Origin of the sequence: Leuconostoc suionicum (assembly GCF_001891125.1) — a bacterium.
Taxonomy (GTDB): Bacteria; Bacillota; Bacilli; order Lactobacillales; family Lactobacillaceae; genus Leuconostoc; species Leuconostoc suionicum.
The window spans coordinates 1098305-1117642 of record NZ_CP015247.1 but is presented as its reverse complement, the minus strand read 5'-3'; the positions used below and the strand labels follow the sequence as shown (position 1 = coordinate 1117642).

Annotated in this window: 18 protein-coding genes; 16 read left to right on the top strand and 2 right to left on the bottom strand. The window is 35.7% G+C overall.

The annotated features are described in order from the left end of the window. Positions 1-9 precede the first annotated feature (9 nt). From A6B45_RS05610 to A6B45_RS05555, 12 genes are all read left to right on the top strand, one after another. The gene (locus A6B45_RS05610; protein ID WP_072613721.1) at positions 10-831 is read left to right on the top strand and encodes a carbohydrate ABC transporter permease; all 822 of its coding nucleotides are present in this window, start codon (positions 10-12) and stop codon (positions 829-831) included. Positions 832-947: 116 nt separating this feature from the next. Beyond that, positions 948-2240, top strand: coding sequence for an ABC transporter substrate-binding protein (locus A6B45_RS05605; protein ID WP_072613720.1), 1293 nt, complete (start codon positions 948-950; stop codon positions 2238-2240). Then, the gene (locus A6B45_RS05600; protein WP_072613719.1) at positions 2241-3434 is read left to right on the top strand and encodes an MBL fold metallo-hydrolase; all 1194 of its coding nucleotides are present in this window, start codon (positions 2241-2243) and stop codon (positions 3432-3434) included. 256 nt (positions 3435-3690) lie between these two features. Next, entirely contained in the window at positions 3691-4467 is a 777-nt protein-coding gene (locus A6B45_RS05595; protein WP_072613718.1) for an ABC transporter permease subunit, read from the top strand. Positions 4468-4471: 4 nt separating this feature from the next. After that, on the top strand, positions 4472-5194 hold the full coding sequence (locus tag A6B45_RS05590) for an ABC transporter ATP-binding protein (protein WP_072613717.1): 723 nt from the start codon (positions 4472-4474) through the stop codon (positions 5192-5194). After that, positions 5191-6159, top strand: a complete 969-nt coding sequence (locus A6B45_RS05585) for an aliphatic sulfonate ABC transporter substrate-binding protein (RefSeq protein WP_072613716.1) — start codon at positions 5191-5193, stop codon at positions 6157-6159. The genes A6B45_RS05590 and A6B45_RS05585 overlap by 4 nt, the downstream gene beginning before the upstream one ends. Before the next feature lie 18 nt (positions 6160-6177). Then, positions 6178-7707 (top strand): AMP-binding protein, encoded by a 1530-nt coding sequence (locus tag A6B45_RS05580; protein WP_072613715.1) that lies wholly within the window; start codon positions 6178-6180, stop codon positions 7705-7707. Continuing rightward, the gene (locus A6B45_RS05575) at positions 7691-8830 is read left to right on the top strand and encodes an acyltransferase family protein (protein WP_072613714.1); all 1140 of its coding nucleotides are present in this window, start codon (positions 7691-7693) and stop codon (positions 8828-8830) included. Before A6B45_RS05580 ends, A6B45_RS05575 begins: the two co-directional genes overlap by 17 nt. Positions 8831-8943: 113 nt before the next feature. Next, positions 8944-9705, top strand: a complete 762-nt coding sequence (locus A6B45_RS05570; protein WP_072613713.1) for an acetoin reductase — start codon at positions 8944-8946, stop codon at positions 9703-9705. Between the two features lie 9 nt (positions 9706-9714). After that, positions 9715-10638, top strand: coding sequence for a helix-turn-helix domain-containing protein (locus tag A6B45_RS05565; RefSeq protein WP_105299548.1), 924 nt, complete (start codon positions 9715-9717; stop codon positions 10636-10638). Between the two features lie 116 nt (positions 10639-10754). Continuing rightward, on the top strand, positions 10755-11954 hold the full coding sequence (locus tag A6B45_RS05560; protein WP_072613712.1) for an MFS transporter: 1200 nt from the start codon (positions 10755-10757) through the stop codon (positions 11952-11954). Between the two features lie 26 nt (positions 11955-11980). Then, entirely contained in the window at positions 11981-13351 is a 1371-nt protein-coding gene (locus tag A6B45_RS05555) for an FAD-binding oxidoreductase (RefSeq protein ID WP_072613711.1), read from the top strand. 39 nt (positions 13352-13390) lie between these two features. Here the strand turns inward: A6B45_RS05555 and A6B45_RS05550 are convergent, their stop codons facing one another. Further along, the gene (locus A6B45_RS05550; protein WP_072613710.1) at positions 13391-13852 is read right to left on the bottom strand and encodes a GNAT family N-acetyltransferase; all 462 of its coding nucleotides are present in this window, start codon (positions 13850-13852) and stop codon (positions 13391-13393) included. Between the two features lie 144 nt (positions 13853-13996). Here A6B45_RS05550 and A6B45_RS05545 point away from each other — a divergent pair, with 144 nt between their 5' ends. The 4 genes from A6B45_RS05545 (at position 13997) to A6B45_RS05530 (ending at position 18888) form a co-directional block, all read left to right on the top strand. Beyond that, positions 13997-16111 (top strand): MMPL family transporter, encoded by a 2115-nt coding sequence (locus A6B45_RS05545; RefSeq protein WP_072613709.1) that lies wholly within the window; start codon positions 13997-13999, stop codon positions 16109-16111. 77 nt (positions 16112-16188) lie between these two features. Beyond that, positions 16189-17397, top strand: coding sequence for a sensor histidine kinase (locus A6B45_RS05540; protein ID WP_072613708.1), 1209 nt, complete (start codon positions 16189-16191; stop codon positions 17395-17397). Further along, positions 17387-18034, top strand: a complete 648-nt coding sequence (locus A6B45_RS05535; protein ID WP_072613707.1) for a response regulator — start codon at positions 17387-17389, stop codon at positions 18032-18034. The genes A6B45_RS05540 and A6B45_RS05535 overlap by 11 nt, the downstream gene beginning before the upstream one ends. A gap of 77 nt (positions 18035-18111) precedes the next feature. After that, positions 18112-18888: an AraC family transcriptional regulator gene (locus tag A6B45_RS05530; protein WP_072613706.1), complete on the top strand. Its 777-nt coding sequence runs from the start codon at positions 18112-18114 to the stop codon at positions 18886-18888. Here the strand turns inward: A6B45_RS05530 and A6B45_RS05525 are convergent. Continuing rightward, a complete protein-coding gene (locus tag A6B45_RS05525) occupies positions 18880-19320 on the bottom strand; it encodes a DUF2000 domain-containing protein (RefSeq protein WP_227005842.1) in 441 nt (146 codons plus the stop codon). The genes A6B45_RS05530 and A6B45_RS05525 overlap by 9 nt on opposite strands. Positions 19321-19338: the final 18 nt, after the last annotated feature.

Sequence of the window (19338 nt, the reverse complement as noted above, 5' to 3'; positions counted from 1 at the left end):
GAGATAATAATGAAAAAGAAACTATCAAAAATAATGGTTTATTCATTATTAGTAATTGGTGCGCTGACAATGTTATTACCATTCTTTTGGATGATTTCAACATCATTTAAAACTGGCTTTGAAGCGTTACAAACACCACCGACCTGGTTACCGAAAAAACTTCAGCTAACCAATTGGATTGCTGCATGGCACGCGGCACCGTTTGCATCTTATTTGATCAATTCGGTTGTAGTGGCATTGATAACAACAGTTGGTCAAATAATTACTGCGATTATGGCAGCATTTGCTTTTGCAAAGATGAATTTTCGTGGTAAAAATTTTCTTTTTACTATATTGTTGGCAACGATGATGGTACCAGGGGAAATGCTTATTATTCCAAACTTTGTGACATTGTCGCAATTACACTTGGTAAATACCTATGGTGCCTTGATTATTCCTTGGTTGGCTAGTTTTTTTGCAGTCTTTACATTACGTCAATCATTTGCCAGTGTTCCTGATCAATTATATTATGCGGCTAAACTTGATGGTGCCTCAGACTGGAAGTTCTTGTGGCAGATTTTGGTACCTAATTCAAAGTCGTCTATCACTGCTATTGGATTACTGCAAGTGATCGGTTCTTGGAACTCGTTTATGTGGCCACTTATTGTTACTAATACGGATAAGATGCGAACATTACCGGTTGGGTTACAAGCCTTTAGTTCTGATTCTGGTGTTAATTATCCAGAGTTAATGGCAGCATCAACTTTTGTTATATTACCAATGGTTATTTTGTATTTGTTTTTGAATAAGTATGTTGTTGCTGGCATTTCAGGTGGTGGCATTAAAGGATAGTACATGACTCAATTTTTATGGGCAGTAAAGAGATTTTATCTGATGATGAAATCTGTTTGCTGCTTATAAAATAGGGCAGTTAATTTTTTCGGGAAGACGAAAGGAAATGTGTACACATGAGTACAGGGAAAAAAGTTGCAGCATGGTCTGCTATTACAATTTTGGCAAGCTCGTTATTTGCTGGTTTGTCAACTGTAGATACGTCGACAGTAAGCGCGGCCACGACTAAACCAGTCAAAATCACTTTTTGGCATGCAATGGCTGGACCATACAAGGAAGCTTTGCAAAAACGTATTGATGCTTTTAATAAATCGCAAAAGCAGTATAAGGTTGTGGCGACAGCGCAGGGGGATTATACAACTTTGAATCAAAAAATCATGGCTGGTGCTAAATCAAAAACTTTGCCAGTTATGGCCCAAGCAACATACACACAAATTCCAGATTATGCGAAAGATGGTATCGTAACATCTATTCAGTCACAAGTGACTGGTAAAAATGGTTTGTCGAAGAAACAATTAAATAATATTTATTCTGGATTCCTACAACAATCAAAATATAAGGGCGAGTATTATTCAACACCTTTTTCTGCATCTGTACGTGAAATGTTTTATAACAAAACCTTACTGAAGAAGTACAATCTATCAGTTCCAAAAACTTGGGATGATATTGCTAACATGTCAGAGGTATTAAAAAAAGACGGTATTGCCACTGTAGGATTTGATAAATCATTTGATATGGAATGGGACTCCATGGTTCGTTCTGCTGGTGAATCGCTGGTTACTAGTGGTGGAAAAGTTAATGTAAATTCAAAAAAAGCTGTTGCAGCAGCTAAGTTAATTACAAACATGGTCAGTGATGGGACAGCTAAGACAGCTGGATCAGATATTTATGGCACGACAAACTTTGTTAACGGTAAGACGGCTCTCACATTTTCATCATCAGCAGGTATTACAGCCACACAAGCTGCGGCTGCAAAAGACTTTGATTGGGGAACAGCTCCACTGCCATCATATCAGGGTAAATCAGCGACTGTATTGGCAGGAAATAGTTTAGTTGTCACAGCAACAGCCTCTGAAAAGCAGCAGTCTGGTGCATGGGCATTTATGAAGTTTCTAATGTCTGATAAGCAAACGGAGAAGTGGGCGGAAGCTACTGGGTATTTACCAATTACTAAGACTGCTACAAAATCGGCAGCTTATAAAGCTTACTTGGATAAAAATCCATTAGCTAAAGCAGCATCGGAATCATTGCCTGGCGCATTTTCTGATACAGCATTCTTAGGTTACCAAGATTATCGTACTAATTTAGCTACTGCTGTTGATGCGATGCTAACAAAAAACACATCAGCATCTGATGCTTTGAATACGTTAGCTGATCAAACTAAAAAAACTTTGCAAGAGAATAAATAGATGAGTACACAAGTAAAATTTTTAAATGGATTAAATACAATTGGTGGTAACGTCGTAACTTTTACTAATCAGCAAACACGATTAATAATGGATTTTGGCGTTAATTTTGCGCCAACAACAACACCGGCAACTGACTTACTAAATGATGGCACATTACCTAATCTACCTAGTTTATTTCAGAATATGCAAAGTGATTTAAAAAGTACAATTTTCGTTTCACACTTACATTTAGACCATATGGGTGCGCTTAGATACTTAACAAGTCCCACAGATGTTTATATGAGTCAAAATTCGGCTGATTTGTATCAAGTATTAATTAATTTAGGTGTTGAGCATGCGCCATATGCAAAAGTTAAGGTAATTGATTATGAAAAACCAATTAATTTTGGACCGTTTGAAGTAACTTTTTTTGAAACGGATCATGATATACGTGGTGCTTCAGTCATTCGTGTTAGTGATGGGAAACACATTTTTGTTCATAGTGGGGATGTCCGTTTAGATGGTTCACACCCAGAAAGAGTTGAACACTGGGCAGATGTCCTCCACGATAATAAAATTGATTTGTTTTTGTTGGAAGGAACAGAATTTAGTTTTGAGAATCAAAACGATGAATTTGTTCGTCAAACTGAACAATCTTTGCAAATTGATTTTGCTAACATAATAAAAGAAACTGAAAAATTAGTTGTTGTTAATCCATATGAAAGAAATATTGATCGATTGTTGGCATTACAAAATACTGCGCATGAGAATGGCCGAAAATTTTTGTGGGATCATCGGTTCACAGTTATTTTGAGAAGCATGGGCATTAAGAACGTTCAAGAAATTGATTGGTTAAAGGTTATGTCAGAACCAAGCCATTATGTCGTTCAAAACCGATTTGATCAATTGCATGATTTAGATCAATTTGATAAACAATTCGTCTACTTGCACATGAATGGTGAACCATTAGGTGAATATGATCCTCGTTTTTCCGAACTATCAACTTATTTAGAGACGAGAAACGTAGCTTTACAGTTAATGGGTGCCAGTGGTCATGCCAAACCAGATGATTTAGTGGCCCTAGCTCAACATGTGAATGCCAAGCAAACAGTTCCTTGGCATTCATTCAAACCAGAAAAAGAAGCATCAGAATTAGTAAGTGCAGGACTCAATGTTTATTTACCAACAAAAGGTGAGATTCTAAACTATAATTGACTTTTCCGAATTATAAAGACTTCTTCTTAGAACAAGAGACAAACCCAACAGTGTTTGTCTTTTTTATTTTCAAATGTTATATGACCAGCGTTTATCAATTCCAAAGCATTTTTATTAAATAAATTAAATATAAATTTAACATGTTTTTTTGTTTTCAATTAATCTACACAAGATAAGATAAGCTTACAAAAAGTAACGAGCTATTTTAGAATAGAACGTAAAAATCTTTTGTCATAAAAAAGTTAGGAGAACATGTATGTCAAGTGTCAGGGACAAAAGTAATATTGGGTTTCAGGTAATGATTCCATTTATATTACCTGTTTTGATTTTAGTTACGTGGCAAGTAACGACTAGCATTAATTTAATTGATGATTCGTTATTGCCAACACCAGTGGCGGTTATTAATAAATGTATCGAACTCATCCAAAGTGGGGAACTACAGAGAAATATGAGTATTTCATTGTACAGAGCTACTTCTGGATTATTAATCGGTGGAACCTTAGGATTAGTATTTGGTGGTATTAATGGTATATCGTTACTTGCTCAAAGGTTTTTCAATAGTTCAATCCAAATGATTCGTAACATTCCTCACTTGGCATTAATTCCTTTAGTTATTATTTGGCTCGGTATTGGCGAAAATGCCAAAATTTCATTAGTTGCTGTTGGTGTTTTTTTCCCAATTTATATCAATACTTTTCATGGTATACGGTCTATTGACAAGAGCCTGATTGAAATGGGTTCTTCATATGGATTGAGTAGAAAAAAGATGTTATCAAAAATTATCATTCCAGGAGCATTGCCCTCGATTCTGATGGGCTTTCGTTATGCTTTAGGCGTCATGTGGACAACATTAATTGTGTCTGAAACGATTTCGTCAAGTTCGGGTATTGGTTATATGGAAACCAATGCACAGCAATTTTTAGATATGCCAACAATATTTTTGAGTATTCTTATCTATGCTTTTTTAGGTAAGGTATCTGATTGGATTGCATTGAGTTTTGAAAGTATTTTACTAAATTGGCAAAAAGGATAGATATATGAATTCAGTAATATCTTTAGATAAAATCAATAAAACATATGAAAACAAGCAAGTTTTAAAAAATATTAATTTTGATATTCAGGAGGGGGAGTTTATATCTTTCGTCGGAGAAAGTGGTGGTGGTAAAACAACTTTATTGAGATTAGTTGCTGGTCTTGAATCACCCACTTCTGGGTCAATTAATATTAACGGCAAACCACTGGCTGGTAAAAATACCATTGCCCGTGTGATGTTTCAGGATGCTCGATTACTACCATGGATGACAGTAATCGACAATGTTACTTTTGGCAGTAAAAATAAGAAGATGAAAGATTTTGCATTCAAATTACTTGAGAGAGTTGAGCTTGGCGACAAAAGTACATCTTTTCCACAGCAGTTATCTGGTGGTCAGAAGCAACGTGTGGCCCTCGCTCGTGCATTAATGTCACGTCCAAAAATATTACTTTTAGATGAGCCGTTGGGCGCCTTAGATGCATTAACACGTTTAAAGATGCAGCGCTTAATTGCTAAAATTGTTGAAGAATCAAACTTAACAACTATTTTAATCACTCATGATGTTCAAGAAGCTGTTCTGTTAGGAGATCGCGTAGTAGCTGTTAAAGATGGTCACTTGGGTTTAATTATAGATGGCATACGAAAAGATGATACAAGAGAAAATTTCACAGAAGTAATTGAGACGGTTCAGGACTTCATATTGGCCACTAGTGAGGAAGTGAAATGACGCAATTAATTAGAAAAATAATGTTAGTTATTTTTTTGTTGCTGTGGATAGTCTGTGCAATATATGGATATACACAAACGATTGAAAAAAAATCAACACTACAGACTATCACAATAGGGTATCAAAAAGGAGATCCTATTGATATTGCCAAGCAACATGGGGAACTTATAAAAAATATGGAGGATCAGGGCTATAAAATTGTATACCGTGAATTTGCTGATGGTGCGGCTGAAATGCAAGCCTTGGCAAGCGGTAGCATAGATTATGCTCGAACCGGAGATACACCGCCAGTATCTGCCCAAGCTTCTAAAACAGATATTGCATATATTGCTGTCGGTGCAAGTAAATCAAGTGGTTCTGCAATTTTGCTACCAAAAAGTTCTACTGTATCTAAACTTTCAGATTTAAAGGGCAAGCGAATTGCCTATACGCAAGGCACTAGCTCACAATATCTGTTGCTGAGTGCATTAAAAAAAGCTGGATTGAGCTCAAGTGATGTCACATTAGTAAATATGAAACAAACAGATGCAAGTATAGCCTTTGGACAAGGAAAAATAGATGCTTGGGTAACCTGGGATCCCTATACGGCACAAGCACAAGTAACACAAGGTGCTAAAGTCTTGACAACGGGTAAAGGATTAAGCAAAAATCGTGATTTCATCTTATCTACACAATCATATGCTAAGAAAAATAAAAAAGCCTCAGCTTATTTAGTAAAATATCTTGCTGAAGATATGAAGTGGGCTAATAATAACAAATCGGCAGTTTCCAAATTGTTGGTTAAATCATTGAGTATGAAACAGTCCGTGATTAAAAAAATGGTGAATCGCAAAGACTTTACAATTACAAGTATTAGTTCATCTGTTGTAAAAGAACAGCAAGATATTGCAGATTTGTTTTACGATCAGGGTCTAATAACTAAAAAAATAAAAATTAGTGATGCAATTGTAGATATTACAAAGTAGAAAAGGCGGAAAAATTACATGTCAATATTGCTTGATAAGTTAAATAAGCAACTTGCACTCCATGAAAATGAAATTCAATTAATAGATGCTGAAAGTAAAGTCAAATTAACAGGAAATGAGGTTCGAGGAGCGATTAGTTTATTCAGACAGCAGTTTATTAATCACAAAATCACTCAAGGGGATGTTGTATTAATTGCTCTTGGGAATACAATTTGGATGACAATTATCGAACAAGCATTATGGGAGATTGGAGCAATTGCGCACCCAATTGCTGAAACGACAGGCGTTAAGGAAATACTAGGAGAATTTAATGATTATCGATATTCAGGTGCTATCATTAGTGAACGACTTTCCAGGGAGTTAGGGGATCAAGGTATCCTTTTGGAAGAATCATTTGAGATTGCAAATGACTTGGTAAATTTCTTTTCGTATACTGGGAAGCCACTAAAACATGTTGCAACTGATGCTGAGAAGCAACTGGCCCTGATCTTGAATACATCAGGTACAACCGGGAAGCCAAAAAGAGTTGGCATTACTCATGAGAAAATTTTGTTAGCCACAAACGCTGTAACAAAAAGTCAAAATATTCAAGTGACTGATCATGCCTTGATCGTTATGCCAATGTTTCATATTAATGCTCAAATTGTTTCTACAGTGACATCTCGTATCAATGGGTGTCAGGTAATTGTGGCACCTAAATTTTCAGCAAGTAAGTTTTGGTCTATTGTTTCTGAATACCAGGTTACTTGGTTGTCAGTCGTTCCAACTATTATTAATATTTTATTGAAAAATGAAAAAAGTAAGGATCAGTATAAAAAACTGAAAGAATCGGTACGATTAAAGTATGTCCGTTCAGCATCTTTTTCACTTCCCAAGCAATTACTAACAGATTTTGAACAGCGTTTTAATGTCAGAGTTCAAGAAGGCTATGGTATGACAGAGTCAACTACAGTTGTTTCAATTAACCCATTGGACAAGCCAAAAATTGGATCTGTCGGTCCGGTGGTAGATACGGATATAGCTATTTATTCTGACACTTATGGTGTTACTTATAAGGCTAATCATCATGGTGAAATTATATTGCGAGGACCGAGAGTTCTGCAACAGTATCTTGATCCCAAAGAAAACATTTTGATTGATGGATACTTCCGTACGGGGGACATTGGATATTTTGATGAAGAAGGATATTTATACGTTATCGGCAGAATCAAGGAAATTATTAATCATGGTGGTGAAAAAGTTGCCCCAGCCAAAGTAGAAAGTCTTATTTCTCAATTTCAATTTGTAACAGAAGTTGCGGTAATAGGATTGCCGGATGAGTTATACGGTGAGCGTGTGGTGGCAGCGCTTCATTTAGACAGTTCAATTAATTATGATTATAAAATCGAGGAAATTAAGAACAAATTATCTCGGGAATTAGCAAAATATGAGCAACCTTCGGAATATCTAATAACAGGTTCTTTCCCTCGTAATCAAACAGGTAAGGTTCTGCGACCACAACTAATTGAACGTTTGAAAGGTGAAAAGCAACATGCAACAATCAAATAAGCGGGTCTATCTATTTGAAGTAGATTTTTTCCGTATTGTTTTTATTTTGGGCGTTCTTGCCAATCACACAACAACATTAATTACACATAAGATGGCTAGTAATTCAATACCCTATGAAATTTTGATGGCAACACATATTTCACTACATTTCACTAGAATGGGTTTTATGTTTGTTACTGGACTAGTTTTATTTATGAATAATTACTTTAAGCCGATTAGTGTTTTTAAGTTTTGGAAAAAAAGATATTTAGGTGTTTTAGTACCATATCTAAGTTGGACAGCTATTTTAACGGCCACAGAAGGACATTTATCATTAAGTGAATTTTTGTCTCAATGGATTCACTTATCAGTTTATGCTGATGATTACTATATGTACTATATATTAGTAACAATGCAACTTTACCTTATTTTTCCATTAATTGTTTGGATGTTTAAACGGTTCGACAGCTATCATAATATAATAATTTTAATTTCAGCAATTATTCAACTGTTTATGCTTTTTTTCATTAAATACCAATTACCAAATATTGATACAAATGGATGGCCATATTTATTAAAAAATTATGGATTCAACGTGTTTGTTTATCAATTCTACTTTATTATGGGTGGGTATGCGGCGATACATTATCAAGAATTTGTTGCTTTTATACGAAAATGGCATGCTTGGTTAGGAAGGGCTTCGTTAATATGCGCTTGTGGTACAGTGTTGTTGTATTTCTATAATGTTAATATACTACATTTGACTCTAAACAAGGCTGAGGAAGTGCATCAACCATTCATATTTATTTACGACATAGTAATTATTGGTTACATTATTTGGCTTGGCTTGCGATATGCTGACTTACGAAAGGATCGTTTACCAAAGTTTGCAACTACGTTTGTGGGTATTGGTGCCAAGATTTCATTTGGTATATATTTATCGCAGACTTTACCACTAGCTTTGATGTTTGTACTACTATCCATGTTACCATTTGATAATAATTGGTTCTTGTTAATTATCTTACCATTTGTATACGTTCTAACCGCTCTTATGGGTTACACGTTATCATATTTTTTTTACAAGGTTCCGCCATTTGGATTTTTAATTGGACGACCTCAAACATTAAGAAAACTAGCAAAGTAACTAATGGTTTGTTTAAAAAATAAATTTGAAAGAAGATTTATTTTTTTTGAAAGTTGAATGTAAAGGCTTACAAGACTATAATGTAGTTGTAATTAAAAAAGGAGGAATTTCACATGGTTAAAGTTGCAGTTGTTACTGGTGGTGGTCAAGGTATTGGAGAAGGTATTGTGAAGCAACTTGCTTCAGATGGTTTCACGGTTGCCGTTGCCGATTTGAATAAAGACAATGCTACAAAAGTCGCTGAAGAAGTGGGCAATGAGTCGAAAGGCTATTATGTCGACATTTCAAATCACGATGATATGTTCAAGTTGGTTGATGACGTCGTTAGGGACTTTGGTCAGCTAGATGTTTTTGTTAATAATGCTGGTATTGCACAGATTGCAGCTATTGTAGATGCAAAACCTGAAGAAATTACCAAGATTTTTAATATTAATGTTAACGGAACTATTTACGGCATTCAAGCTGCAGCAAAGCAGTTTAAGAAACAAGGCAAGGGCGGTAAAATTATTAATGCTTGTTCTATTGCTGGACACCAGGCAGTTGAATTATTGGGTATTTATTCAGCTACCAAGTTTGCCGTACGCGGTATTACACAGGCTGCTGCTAAAGAATTAGCAAAAGACAAGATTACCGTTAATGCTTATTGCCCAGGTATCGTGTTGACACCAATGTGGGATCAGATTGATGCTGCAATGGCTAAGATTTATGATCGACCACTAGGAGAAACAAAACAAGAATACATTGACGGTATTGCATTAGGACGTGGTGAAGAGCCAGCTGATGTTGCTAACTTAGTTTCATTCTTAGCAGATGAAAAGTCAAACTATATTACTGGACAATCAATTTTAGTTGATGGTGGGATAAATTATGTATAATATTCTTTAATGATGAGTACAAAATTTGAAACCAAAAACATACGACATGCAACAACAAAATTGTTTACTGATTCAGGCAATATTCAGCCGGTAGCTATTAAGCTAACGCAGGGATTAGATCTGATTTTTCATGATTATAATTTCGATAATTATCGCAGTGCAATTTCTTTTTCAGATAAAGTTATCCGTTTAGATTTTGCTTACAGCGGATCGGTTAATCTTATTAAAAATAACCATGAAACGATATTCTTAGAACCAGGGTTTTTAAAATTATCTCAAAGTTCTGATGATCGAAATAATTATTCTACAGTTGGCGGGCATTATAGAGGAGTGACGATACTTCTTGATCGTCAAAAAATCAGCTCAGAATTTTTGTCTCTATTAGAGAACAAATTGCTATTAGATGACATCGTTACTGATTATTTGCAGAATGATGATTATATACTTGTTAAAACAGAATTTATTGAACGCTTTTTTCAAGATGTAGAAAAAGTTAAATTAAGAAATCGAGTACAGTTTTTACTCTTAAGAGTTGCTGAGTTATTGCTTTATCTGGATTCTGAGGAGGCCCATGAATCCGTACTTCCTAAAATGTATTTTACAGTACAAGAAATTAAAAAAATTTATGCAATTCGTACCTATCTTCTTGAAAATATGAGTGAGCGAGCAACCTTAAAGCAGTTGGCTAATAAGTATGATATTGGGCTTACTACAATGCAGAAGCTCTTTAAAGCAACATATTATCAATCAATCCATAGTTTTGTGTTGTCTGCCCGATTAGAGAAAGCATGCTATCTTTTAAAGGATAGTGAAAAAAGCATTACTTTTATTGCCAATGAGGTAGGGTATATCAACGCAAGTAAGTTTTCCGCTTTCTTTAAAGATGAAAAAGGCCTGACACCTAAGATGTATCGTAAACTTTATAAAAACTAGATTCTGCAATTTGCTGGTTAAATGGGCTGAAATTGTTTAAAAAGAGCAGTAATATGATGGAAATTCCTTTACATTAATCACTAGAGTATTTGATTAAGGAAAGGAATTTTTATTTTATGAAAAAGAAACTCTTTATTGCGACACTGGTGTCGTATTTGGGAATTTACATTACCATGCCAGTCTTGTCAGCAATTTCAACTAAAGCACACATGATACCAAGTCAAATTGGTATTATGATTTCTCTTGGTGCTGCGGCAATGTTATTGTTTGCACCAATCTGGGGAAAAATGAGTGATGTATTTGGTCGTAGAATCGTTATGATTATTGGATTATTAGGAATGGGGATATTCTTCATTCTTTATGTGATTTTGTTTCATATGTCAATTGCGTCATCAAAGGCAGTACCACTATTCTTTTATGGATTGATGGGCACTAGATTCTTACTAGGCATATTCATGACAACGACACCAACAGCAGCAAATGCTTATATGGCAGATATTTCAACGACCAAAGATCGTGCAAAAGACATGTCATCCCTTGGTTTTGCAACAGGGTTAGCTATGGTTTTGGGACCAATTATTGGCGGATTAATCTCAACATCTGGTAATCTATATTTACCTTTTTATACAACCATTGTTCTCTTGTTGTTGTTTACTGTTATTATGACGGTTATTTTGCCCAAAAGGCAGGCATCAATTAATGAAACACACGTTTCTGATAAAAAAGAAACTGGGTCAAAAAAGTTTTTCTCGGTTAAATTGTTGAGTTGGTTGTTAGTTGGATGTTCTGTGATGTTCGTTGTGGTTGGGTTACAGTTGTTAACATCACTATATTTACACGACAATATTGGTCAGACGGTTGTTCAAAGTGCGAAGACCTCGTCTCTGCTGTTTGTTATATTGGGTGTAACATTAATGTTGACACAAATTTTGCAGATTAAAGTACTGAATTTTTCTGCTCGTAAGATGATGCTTGTCGGAATTCCATTACTTGTGCTTGGCTTATTAGTTATCACTGTCGCTAGTGCCTTTTGGATGTTGGTAGTCAGTTACATTTTGATTGGTGCAGGAGCTGCGTTTGGCATGAGTTCACTCTCTGCCGGTGCATCGCTTGTTGTCTCACAGGATCAACAAGGAGCAGTTGCAGGTACTGTTGCTATGACCCAAGCAATAGCTGGAATTGTGTCACCATTGTTTGGTTCATTTATTTATCAGATCAACATAAAGTTACCATTTTTATTTTTTGCTGCGTTTGCGGTTTTGACTTATTTATTTTTTCTTGCTAATAATTCAAAACGTGCAAACACATTGAGCTAGTTCATAGTAAAGGAGAAATCAGTCTAATGACAGACGGTGATAATCAACAGAAATGGCCAGCGTTACCCGCCGCATTACGTAATATAGTAGTTACAAGAAATAGCAGTAAGTACGAGTCGGTAAGTTCTAATTATTTTAAGGAAGGGCATCCTAGATTGGTATTCATGGCTGAAAATGATGAACACGTTTCGCTCGTGGTAGAGTACGCTGAAAATGTGCAGCGTTTTGTTGGACATCAAATTCCTTTTTCTGTTCGTAGTGGTGGGCACGGTATAACTAACTATTCAGTTAATGATGATGGTATCATTATTGATCTATCACAGATGAGCCAAGTGAACATACTTGATGAGGCTAAAGGTCTTATTGAAGTCCAATCCGGTGCAGTTTGGGGTGATGTGGCTGATAAAATTAGTAAGGCCGATTTAGTTTTGTCTAGTGGTGACTTTGGCGATACAGGTGTTGGTGGTTTAGCAACTTCCGGTGGGTTAGGTTTACTCGTGCGGAAACAAGGATTGACCACTGACCGAATACTAGGTGCAACTGTCATTACCGCTGATGGAATGAAGCGTAATGTTAATAAAGAAGAAAATAGCGACCTATTTTGGGCGATCCGTGGCGGAAGTTCACAAGTCGGTATCGTTACTGAGTTTATTTTTCAAGCCGACCAAGTCAAACCGGCAAAAACAGGACAAAAAGTACCAATTGGCTTGCAAAAGTTGTCATATAAGGTGTCTGACTTATCGAATTTTTTGTTTGCATGGCATTCTTGGATAATATCTGCGACTGAAAACATGAGTAGTTTATTAATGCTAACCAAAAGTGACAGTACTTCAAATATTATTTCGGTGCAGGCAACAAACATCTGGTGCGGTGAAAAAACAAATTTGTGCGAAAAATATTTTACTGACGCGCTAAACATCGCCAAAGTGGAAAAGCAAGATGAGAGCAATTTGAGTTATCATACATTAGTTCAGGCACCGCATTTACCACACAAAGGGGCGAATAACGTCTATGTCAAAAATGTACTGCTAACTAAAATTGATGATTATTTACTTAATGCATTGCATACCATGTTAAAATCTAGTGCAGTCATGGGCATTGAAGTGCGTGCTATTGATGGTCCTATAAATCAGTTGCCGCCTGATTTTGATGCTTGGTCATTTCGTGAAGCAACGTTGTTTGTTGCTGTGTGGGGTGATGCCACACAATCAAGTTTATTGAATCAATTGTTCAAACCGATACAAGATCACGGATGTGGTGTGTATGGTGCTTATTCCAGTGATACCAGTGAGTTAGAGACAGCAAAATCATGGTCACGTGATACGCGTGAACGATTGCAACAAGTTGTTAAAAAATATGATCCAAAACACATTATAAATCAGTCTAGATATGCATAAAAAGAGCAGAGATATAGTCAAATATATCTCTGCTCTTTTTTATAGTTTTTTCTGCATCTTTATATCAGTTATTTCAAAGCCAGCTTTTTCGTAAACGTGTATAGCGCGAGAATTAGTACCAAAAACGTGTAAGCCAACTGAGGTGAACCCCAGTGCTTTTGCTTTTGTGGAGGCTAGTGAAATGGCTTGAGAACCAAACCCATTATTTTGATAGGCATCATAAATTTCAAAGTCGAAAATAAAAGCGATGTTCTTGTTTTCACTGTCTGGCCCAAGCCAAATATAGCCAATAACGTTGTCACCATTGATAATGGAGAAGAAAAAATTATTTGGAGTGTTTAATCCATCTGGCAATAATCGATCATATGTTAGTCTTGCATTATCCAGCGAATCTTCCTGTGTCCAACTACCGGCTTGCACTTTTTCCAAAGCGTATTCTTTGATTGAGCTACTCATATAGTCATCAAAATGTGCTGCTGTCATATTTTCCAATCTTAACATGGTTATCTCCTCGTATTTGACTACTTAGTATATCACATCGATCACAATTGCCCTAAAGGGCAGAAAGTGTGCCCTTTTGTACGATGTGTAAGCTCTTTTTTGTTGATATAGTCAATATATTAACTTAGAAGGAGAAATATATTAATGGGGCAATTACTTAGTAAATTAGGACGGTGGATATATCGGCATGCTAAGCTGACAATTGTTACGTTTTTCATAACAATTGCTGTATCGGTTTGTGCGGCCCTTAGTTTTGGCATTCATTTTGATAGTGCGGGGATGTCTATTCAGGGTTCACAGTCTGAAAGAGCTAATAAACTAATGGAAAAGGAGTTTCCAAGTACTAGGCAAAGTGGTGGTCAGGTACAAATCGTACTACACTCGAATAATGGTAAAGCATTAACTACTGATAAAAATCAGCAAGTCATGGCAGAACTATTTCAAGATGTACAAAAAAATAGTCGTGTCAAAATGGTGATTTTGCCAGCTATGTTAAATAGTTACAGTAAAGATGGCATGACTGCTACAGCTAGGGTGATATATAAGCAAAAAGGCGAAAATGTTTCAGAAAAGACAGTTGACGCATTAGAAAAATCAATAAAGATTACACGACACAAAAGTATTCAAACGGAATTAACTTCAAATGATGTTACGATTTCAGGTATGGATAATGGTGAGCAGGCTGAAGTGGTTGGCTTGGCTATTGCATTTGTGATTTTAGCAATTACTTTTGCTTCACTATTGGTCGCTGGAATTCCTATTTTATCAGCTCTATTGGGTCTGGTGACTGGTATGATGTTGGTTTTGATTTCCACGAACTTCTTATCAGTAGCAACTTTCTCAATGTCGTTAGTTGGAATGATGGGATTGGCAGTGGGTATTGATTATGCTTTATTTATCATTTCGCGTTACAGACAAGAATTACAGCAAAATAAATCAAAAAAAGATGCCCTATCGTCAGCAATGTCTACTGCAGGTACGTCGGTAATATTTGCTGGGGCAACAGTAATTGTTGCTTTGTTAGGTATGACAGTTCTTGGCATTGACATGCTCTCAGTGATGGGTATTACTGCTTCTTTTGCCATTCTTACTGCAATTTTAACTTCTTTGACTTTTGTACCAGCGATGTTGGTCGTATTAGGTGATCGAGTTACCGGCAAAAAGCCGAATCGATTGTTACAATTTGCAAGTAAAATACGCATTAAAGGTGGTTGGGGTAAGTTAGTAACCAAATATAAGTTACTACTAACAATGTTGGTGGTCGTGGTACTTGGTGTCATTGCAACACCATTCGCACATATTAACCTTGGACTGCCTAACGATTCAGTTAAGTCAGAAAAACTAACTGAACTACGCGCATATGATTTGATGACAGAAGCCTATGGTGAGGGGAGTCAAGCAACATTGGTCGTGTTACTAAAAACAGATGACATGATAAAGGTGACCGATAGTATTAATGAGATTAAAGAGTTAGGAAATGTAGCCACTGTTTCACAAGCTATGCCAAGTAAAGACAACGATTATCAGATGATCACGGTCATTCCCAAAACGGATGCTAACGCTGTTAAAACTAAGAAGCTCGTTCACAAGATACGTGACTTGAATCAAAACAAGGGTTTGCCAAAGTTATATGTTACAGGATCTACTGCCATCAACATCGATATGTCTGATGCATTAATGAAGGCTTTGCCAAAGTTCGCAATTATTATCGTACTATTCGCATTCATTTTGTTGACAGTCGTATTTAGATCCTTGCTGATTCCACTAGTTGCGGTACTTGGATTTGTGTTATCATTAGGGGCCACATTGGGTGCCATTGTGTTTATAGTACAAGATGGTCACTTCATTAACCTGTTTGGTATTCCAGCCAAGGGTGCAATACTTAATTTCTTACCAGTTCTTGTCATTGGTATTATGTTTGGACTAGCTATGGATTATGAAGTCTTTTTGGTCAGTCGAATTCGCGAACACTATCTAAAAACAGAGAACACTAGGCAGGCAGTAATTTTAGGCATGCGAGATAGTGGACCAGCTGTCGTGGCGGCGGCACTTATTATGATGGCGGTTTTCTCTGGATTTATTTTCGCTAGTGATGCCATTGTAAAGTCGATGGGCTTAGTATTAGCATCTGGAATCTTGTTTGATGCGATATTGGTAAGATTAATTCTTGTACCAGCTACAATTGATCTGTTTGGAAAAGCGAGTTGGTATCTACCAAAATGGTTGGATAAAATATTGCCTAACGTAAAAATTGATTAATCACTAATATCAGTTCTATAAGTTTGGTACTATGATAAAATAATTGAGTATGAACGTTTGTGGAAGGAAATCTACGTATGAAAAAAAATCTAGATGTTGAAATGAATAAGCATATCATGATGATATACCGTTGGCCGATGATTTTTTGGAGTATGATGATTTACTTCTTAGCATCCTATTTTAAAACCGAATATGGTGCTGTCCAATCAATAAACTCTGCATTGTTTTTCAATGTGGTGTTTTTGCATTTGTGTTTAAACTTTTTTAGTAGGACGGTCATCAATTTTAGTAAAAAATTCTTTATTGCTGCGCAATTTATTTTGATTGTTCTGGCAGGTATTTTGATTATTCCTTCTGAAGTTGTTTTATATATGGGTATGTTGCCAATAATCAGTTTACAATTACTGACGTTGTTTAATATCGAGTTCAAAAAATTGGCCTTATTATTAGTGCCACTTCAGGTTGTGTTTATTATAATAGAGTGGGTCAATTTAGGCCCCTTAATGGCGTTTATTGTACTGGAGGCTTCTACTTTTCTCAACGGAATTATTTTCTTGGCATGGCGATTCTATCAAAGGCAAGTTAGTCAGTTAGTTAAAACTCAGCATTTACTTGATGAGTTACAATTGACCTATACAGAAGTCAAAGAAATTTCGCAGCAAAATGAACGAAATCGTATTGGACGAGATCTTCATGATACACTTATGCAAGGATTAGCCGGCGTGACAATGCAATTAGAAGGAATTAAGTCCTTGATGGCATCTGATAAAAATGAACGGGCTAGTGAAGAAATAGAAAAAACGATTTCGTTGTCACGAACAACGCTAAAGGAAGCACGTGAAATTGTCTTTGATATGCGAAAAGACAACAGCAAAAACATCAATTTATATGATCGACTTGAGTTATTATCAAAAGTGTTTTATGAAAATTATGGTCTAAGTGTGCGCATAAAAAGCACTTCAGATATGCGTGTTTCTGAAGATGTGTACGAGGAAGTATCTAGAATTATTTCTGAATCGTTGACAAATGTGTTTAGGCATTCCAAAACAGATGTCGCAATTGTTAAAATTGACATGGATGACCAATTACGGATTAGCATTATTGATTATGGCGTTGGCTTTAATGTGGAGAATGGTAAAAGAAAACACAAGCATTTTGGACTTAAATCTATCCAAGAGCGTGTGGAACAACTGGAAGGTAAGTTGTTAGTCAAAAGCCATATAGGTGAAGGGACGGAAATTCAAATTCAAATTCCAACTAAATTGAGGTGGCAAAATGACCAGTAAGATAATGATTGTTGATAATCATTTTATTATTCGTGAAGGAATTAAATTAATTTTTGAAAGTCATTCAGATTACGATGTTGCTTATGAAGCAGCTGATGGGGATGAGGCTATTGATATTATCAAGCAATCTCAAGTCGACTTAGTTCTACTAGACATTAAAATGCCTAAAAAGGATGGCTTTGAGGTGATGTCTTTCATTCATGATCATTTTCCAGATCTTCCTGTCGTGGTACTGTCAACATTTGATAATGTTGTGAATATACAGCGGATGTTGAAGTTAGGAGCGAAGGGGTATTTATTAAAAGATGCTAGTACCGAAACAATTTTCACAACAGTTGATAGTGCAATAACTGGAAACATGGTATTACAAAACCAGATTTCAGACATTCTATTCTCTCAGAATCATGCAGAAAAAAGGCCAGAAGAAAAGCAAGACTACAATCTATCAGAAAAAGAACTTAAAATATTATCTCGTGTTGCTCGAGGAGTTAAAATTAAGCTCATTGCCCTAGAGATGCATCTTTCAGAACGGACTATAAAGTCTAATTTAACTGACATTTACATCAAAATGAACGTATCAACGGGAGTTCAAGCCGTGGCTTTAGCTGTTAAAAATAATCTGATTGATATTGATTAACATACTTTTCGTAGCTAAAAAAGCAGACTTGTCATCTGCTTTTTTAAATTACTAGAAGTTAGGATATAATATATCGTATGACAATTAATTACAGTAGAAGCCTTGTAAATCAGAGCCTAATTATAAAAAGATGCGCACACGAAATTCAAACTGCAAGATATCAATATCATGATTTTTTATCGATTGGTATTGTTGAAGGTGGCAGTTGTATTGCAAATGTTGATAAAGTGAGACACATTAAGAAGAATACTTTGGTCATTATTCCTAGCCAGTTAGTCCATTGGTGTCAGCCAATGGACATAGTGAACTGGCGTTACACGATGCTATATATAGAATCGAATGCACTTGAATATCAGTTTAATCAACCGATGACAATTAAATTAACTAGCAGACAAATGCAGCAGGTTAAAATGATTGTGGATTCTGCTATATATGAACCGTCTCCTACGGATATATTGACGAAAATTATTAATGTACTCGATAATGAAAAAATATCATCTTTTCGGACCGCGAATTCAGCAGAAAATATGGAGACTAGACGATTCGAAAGTGTTCAACATTACATTTCTAATAATTTTCATAGTGAATGTAATGTTGAGACACTAGCTAACATATCAGGATTGAGTAAGTATTACTTTACCCGTTTGTTCAAAGAAGCTTTTCATATCTCACCAGCAAAATATTTGATGAATTATCGTATGAATAGAGCTGTGAAGGACTTGTTAGATAATACAAATTTGTCGATGTCGGAAATTGCTCATCAAAATGGTTTTTTTGATGAAAGTCATTTTGACAAACTTTTCAAGCAGTATCACGGTGTTTCACCAAAAAAATATCAATTACAATTATCTTAACATTGGTAAGCTGCCGCTAAAATGATTGACTTTCTTTTCACTGCCATATAAACAAATTCCCAAAAAGTTAAGATCCGCATCTGTACTCTGCTTGAGCTTTGCTTTATATTCTTCATAATTATTGACTCGTTGTGCTACGTCCACAAACGAAATAACCTCAATTCCTTCATACTGGTTTGCTTGACGGTGAATTTCGTTAATTTTATTTGAATCAGCTTTTAAAATAGGAATCGGGATATTAACAATACCAGGGTAAAATTGATCATTTTTATCAAAAGTATCTTCTCCGTTGATTTCAGGATGCGCTTTCCCTAATGAACAACCTAATATGCTTGCTGTATTGGCAACAAGACCAATTGGCAGTTCAGGATCGACTATTACAACACACTTCATTTTCATTTTTAATTTTTCCTTCTTTGCAAAATTTTCCATGTGTATTATTAAAACATG

What these genes read in the sequence shown, in the direction of transcription:
- A6B45_RS05545 (WP_072613709.1), top strand. Translation starts at nt 13,997, where the DNA reads ATGGGGCAATTACTTAGTAAATTAGGACGGTGGATATATCGGCATGCT.
- A6B45_RS05570 (WP_072613713.1), top strand. Translation starts at nt 8,944, where the DNA reads ATGGTTAAAGTTGCAGTTGTTACTGGTGGTGGTCAAGGTATTGGAGAA.
- A6B45_RS05605 (WP_072613720.1), top strand. Translation starts at nt 948, where the DNA reads ATGAGTACAGGGAAAAAAGTTGCAGCATGGTCTGCTATTACAATTTTG.
- A6B45_RS05525 (WP_227005842.1), bottom strand. Translation starts at nt 19,320, where the DNA reads ATGGAAAATTTTGCAAAGAAGGAAAAATTAAAAATGAAAATGAAGTGT.
- A6B45_RS05580 (WP_072613715.1), top strand. Translation starts at nt 6,178, where the DNA reads ATGTCAATATTGCTTGATAAGTTAAATAAGCAACTTGCACTCCATGAA.
- A6B45_RS05550 (WP_072613710.1), bottom strand. Translation starts at nt 13,852, where the DNA reads ATGTTAAGATTGGAAAATATGACAGCAGCACATTTTGATGACTATATG.
- A6B45_RS05590 (WP_072613717.1), top strand. Translation starts at nt 4,472, where the DNA reads ATGAATTCAGTAATATCTTTAGATAAAATCAATAAAACATATGAAAAC.
- A6B45_RS05595 (WP_072613718.1), top strand. Translation starts at nt 3,691, where the DNA reads ATGTCAAGTGTCAGGGACAAAAGTAATATTGGGTTTCAGGTAATGATT.
- A6B45_RS05610 (WP_072613721.1), top strand. Translation starts at nt 10, where the DNA reads ATGAAAAAGAAACTATCAAAAATAATGGTTTATTCATTATTAGTAATT.
- A6B45_RS05560 (WP_072613712.1), top strand. Translation starts at nt 10,755, where the DNA reads ATGAAAAAGAAACTCTTTATTGCGACACTGGTGTCGTATTTGGGAATT.
- A6B45_RS05535 (WP_072613707.1), top strand. Translation starts at nt 17,387, where the DNA reads ATGACCAGTAAGATAATGATTGTTGATAATCATTTTATTATTCGTGAA.
- A6B45_RS05555 (WP_072613711.1), top strand. Translation starts at nt 11,981, where the DNA reads ATGACAGACGGTGATAATCAACAGAAATGGCCAGCGTTACCCGCCGCA.
- A6B45_RS05575 (WP_072613714.1), top strand. Translation starts at nt 7,691, where the DNA reads ATGCAACAATCAAATAAGCGGGTCTATCTATTTGAAGTAGATTTTTTC.
- A6B45_RS05600 (WP_072613719.1), top strand. Translation starts at nt 2,241, where the DNA reads ATGAGTACACAAGTAAAATTTTTAAATGGATTAAATACAATTGGTGGT.
- A6B45_RS05530 (WP_072613706.1), top strand. Translation starts at nt 18,112, where the DNA reads ATGACAATTAATTACAGTAGAAGCCTTGTAAATCAGAGCCTAATTATA.
- A6B45_RS05565 (WP_105299548.1), top strand. Translation starts at nt 9,715, where the DNA reads ATGATGAGTACAAAATTTGAAACCAAAAACATACGACATGCAACAACA.
- A6B45_RS05540 (WP_072613708.1), top strand. Translation starts at nt 16,189, where the DNA reads ATGAAAAAAAATCTAGATGTTGAAATGAATAAGCATATCATGATGATA.
- A6B45_RS05585 (WP_072613716.1), top strand. Translation starts at nt 5,191, where the DNA reads ATGACGCAATTAATTAGAAAAATAATGTTAGTTATTTTTTTGTTGCTG.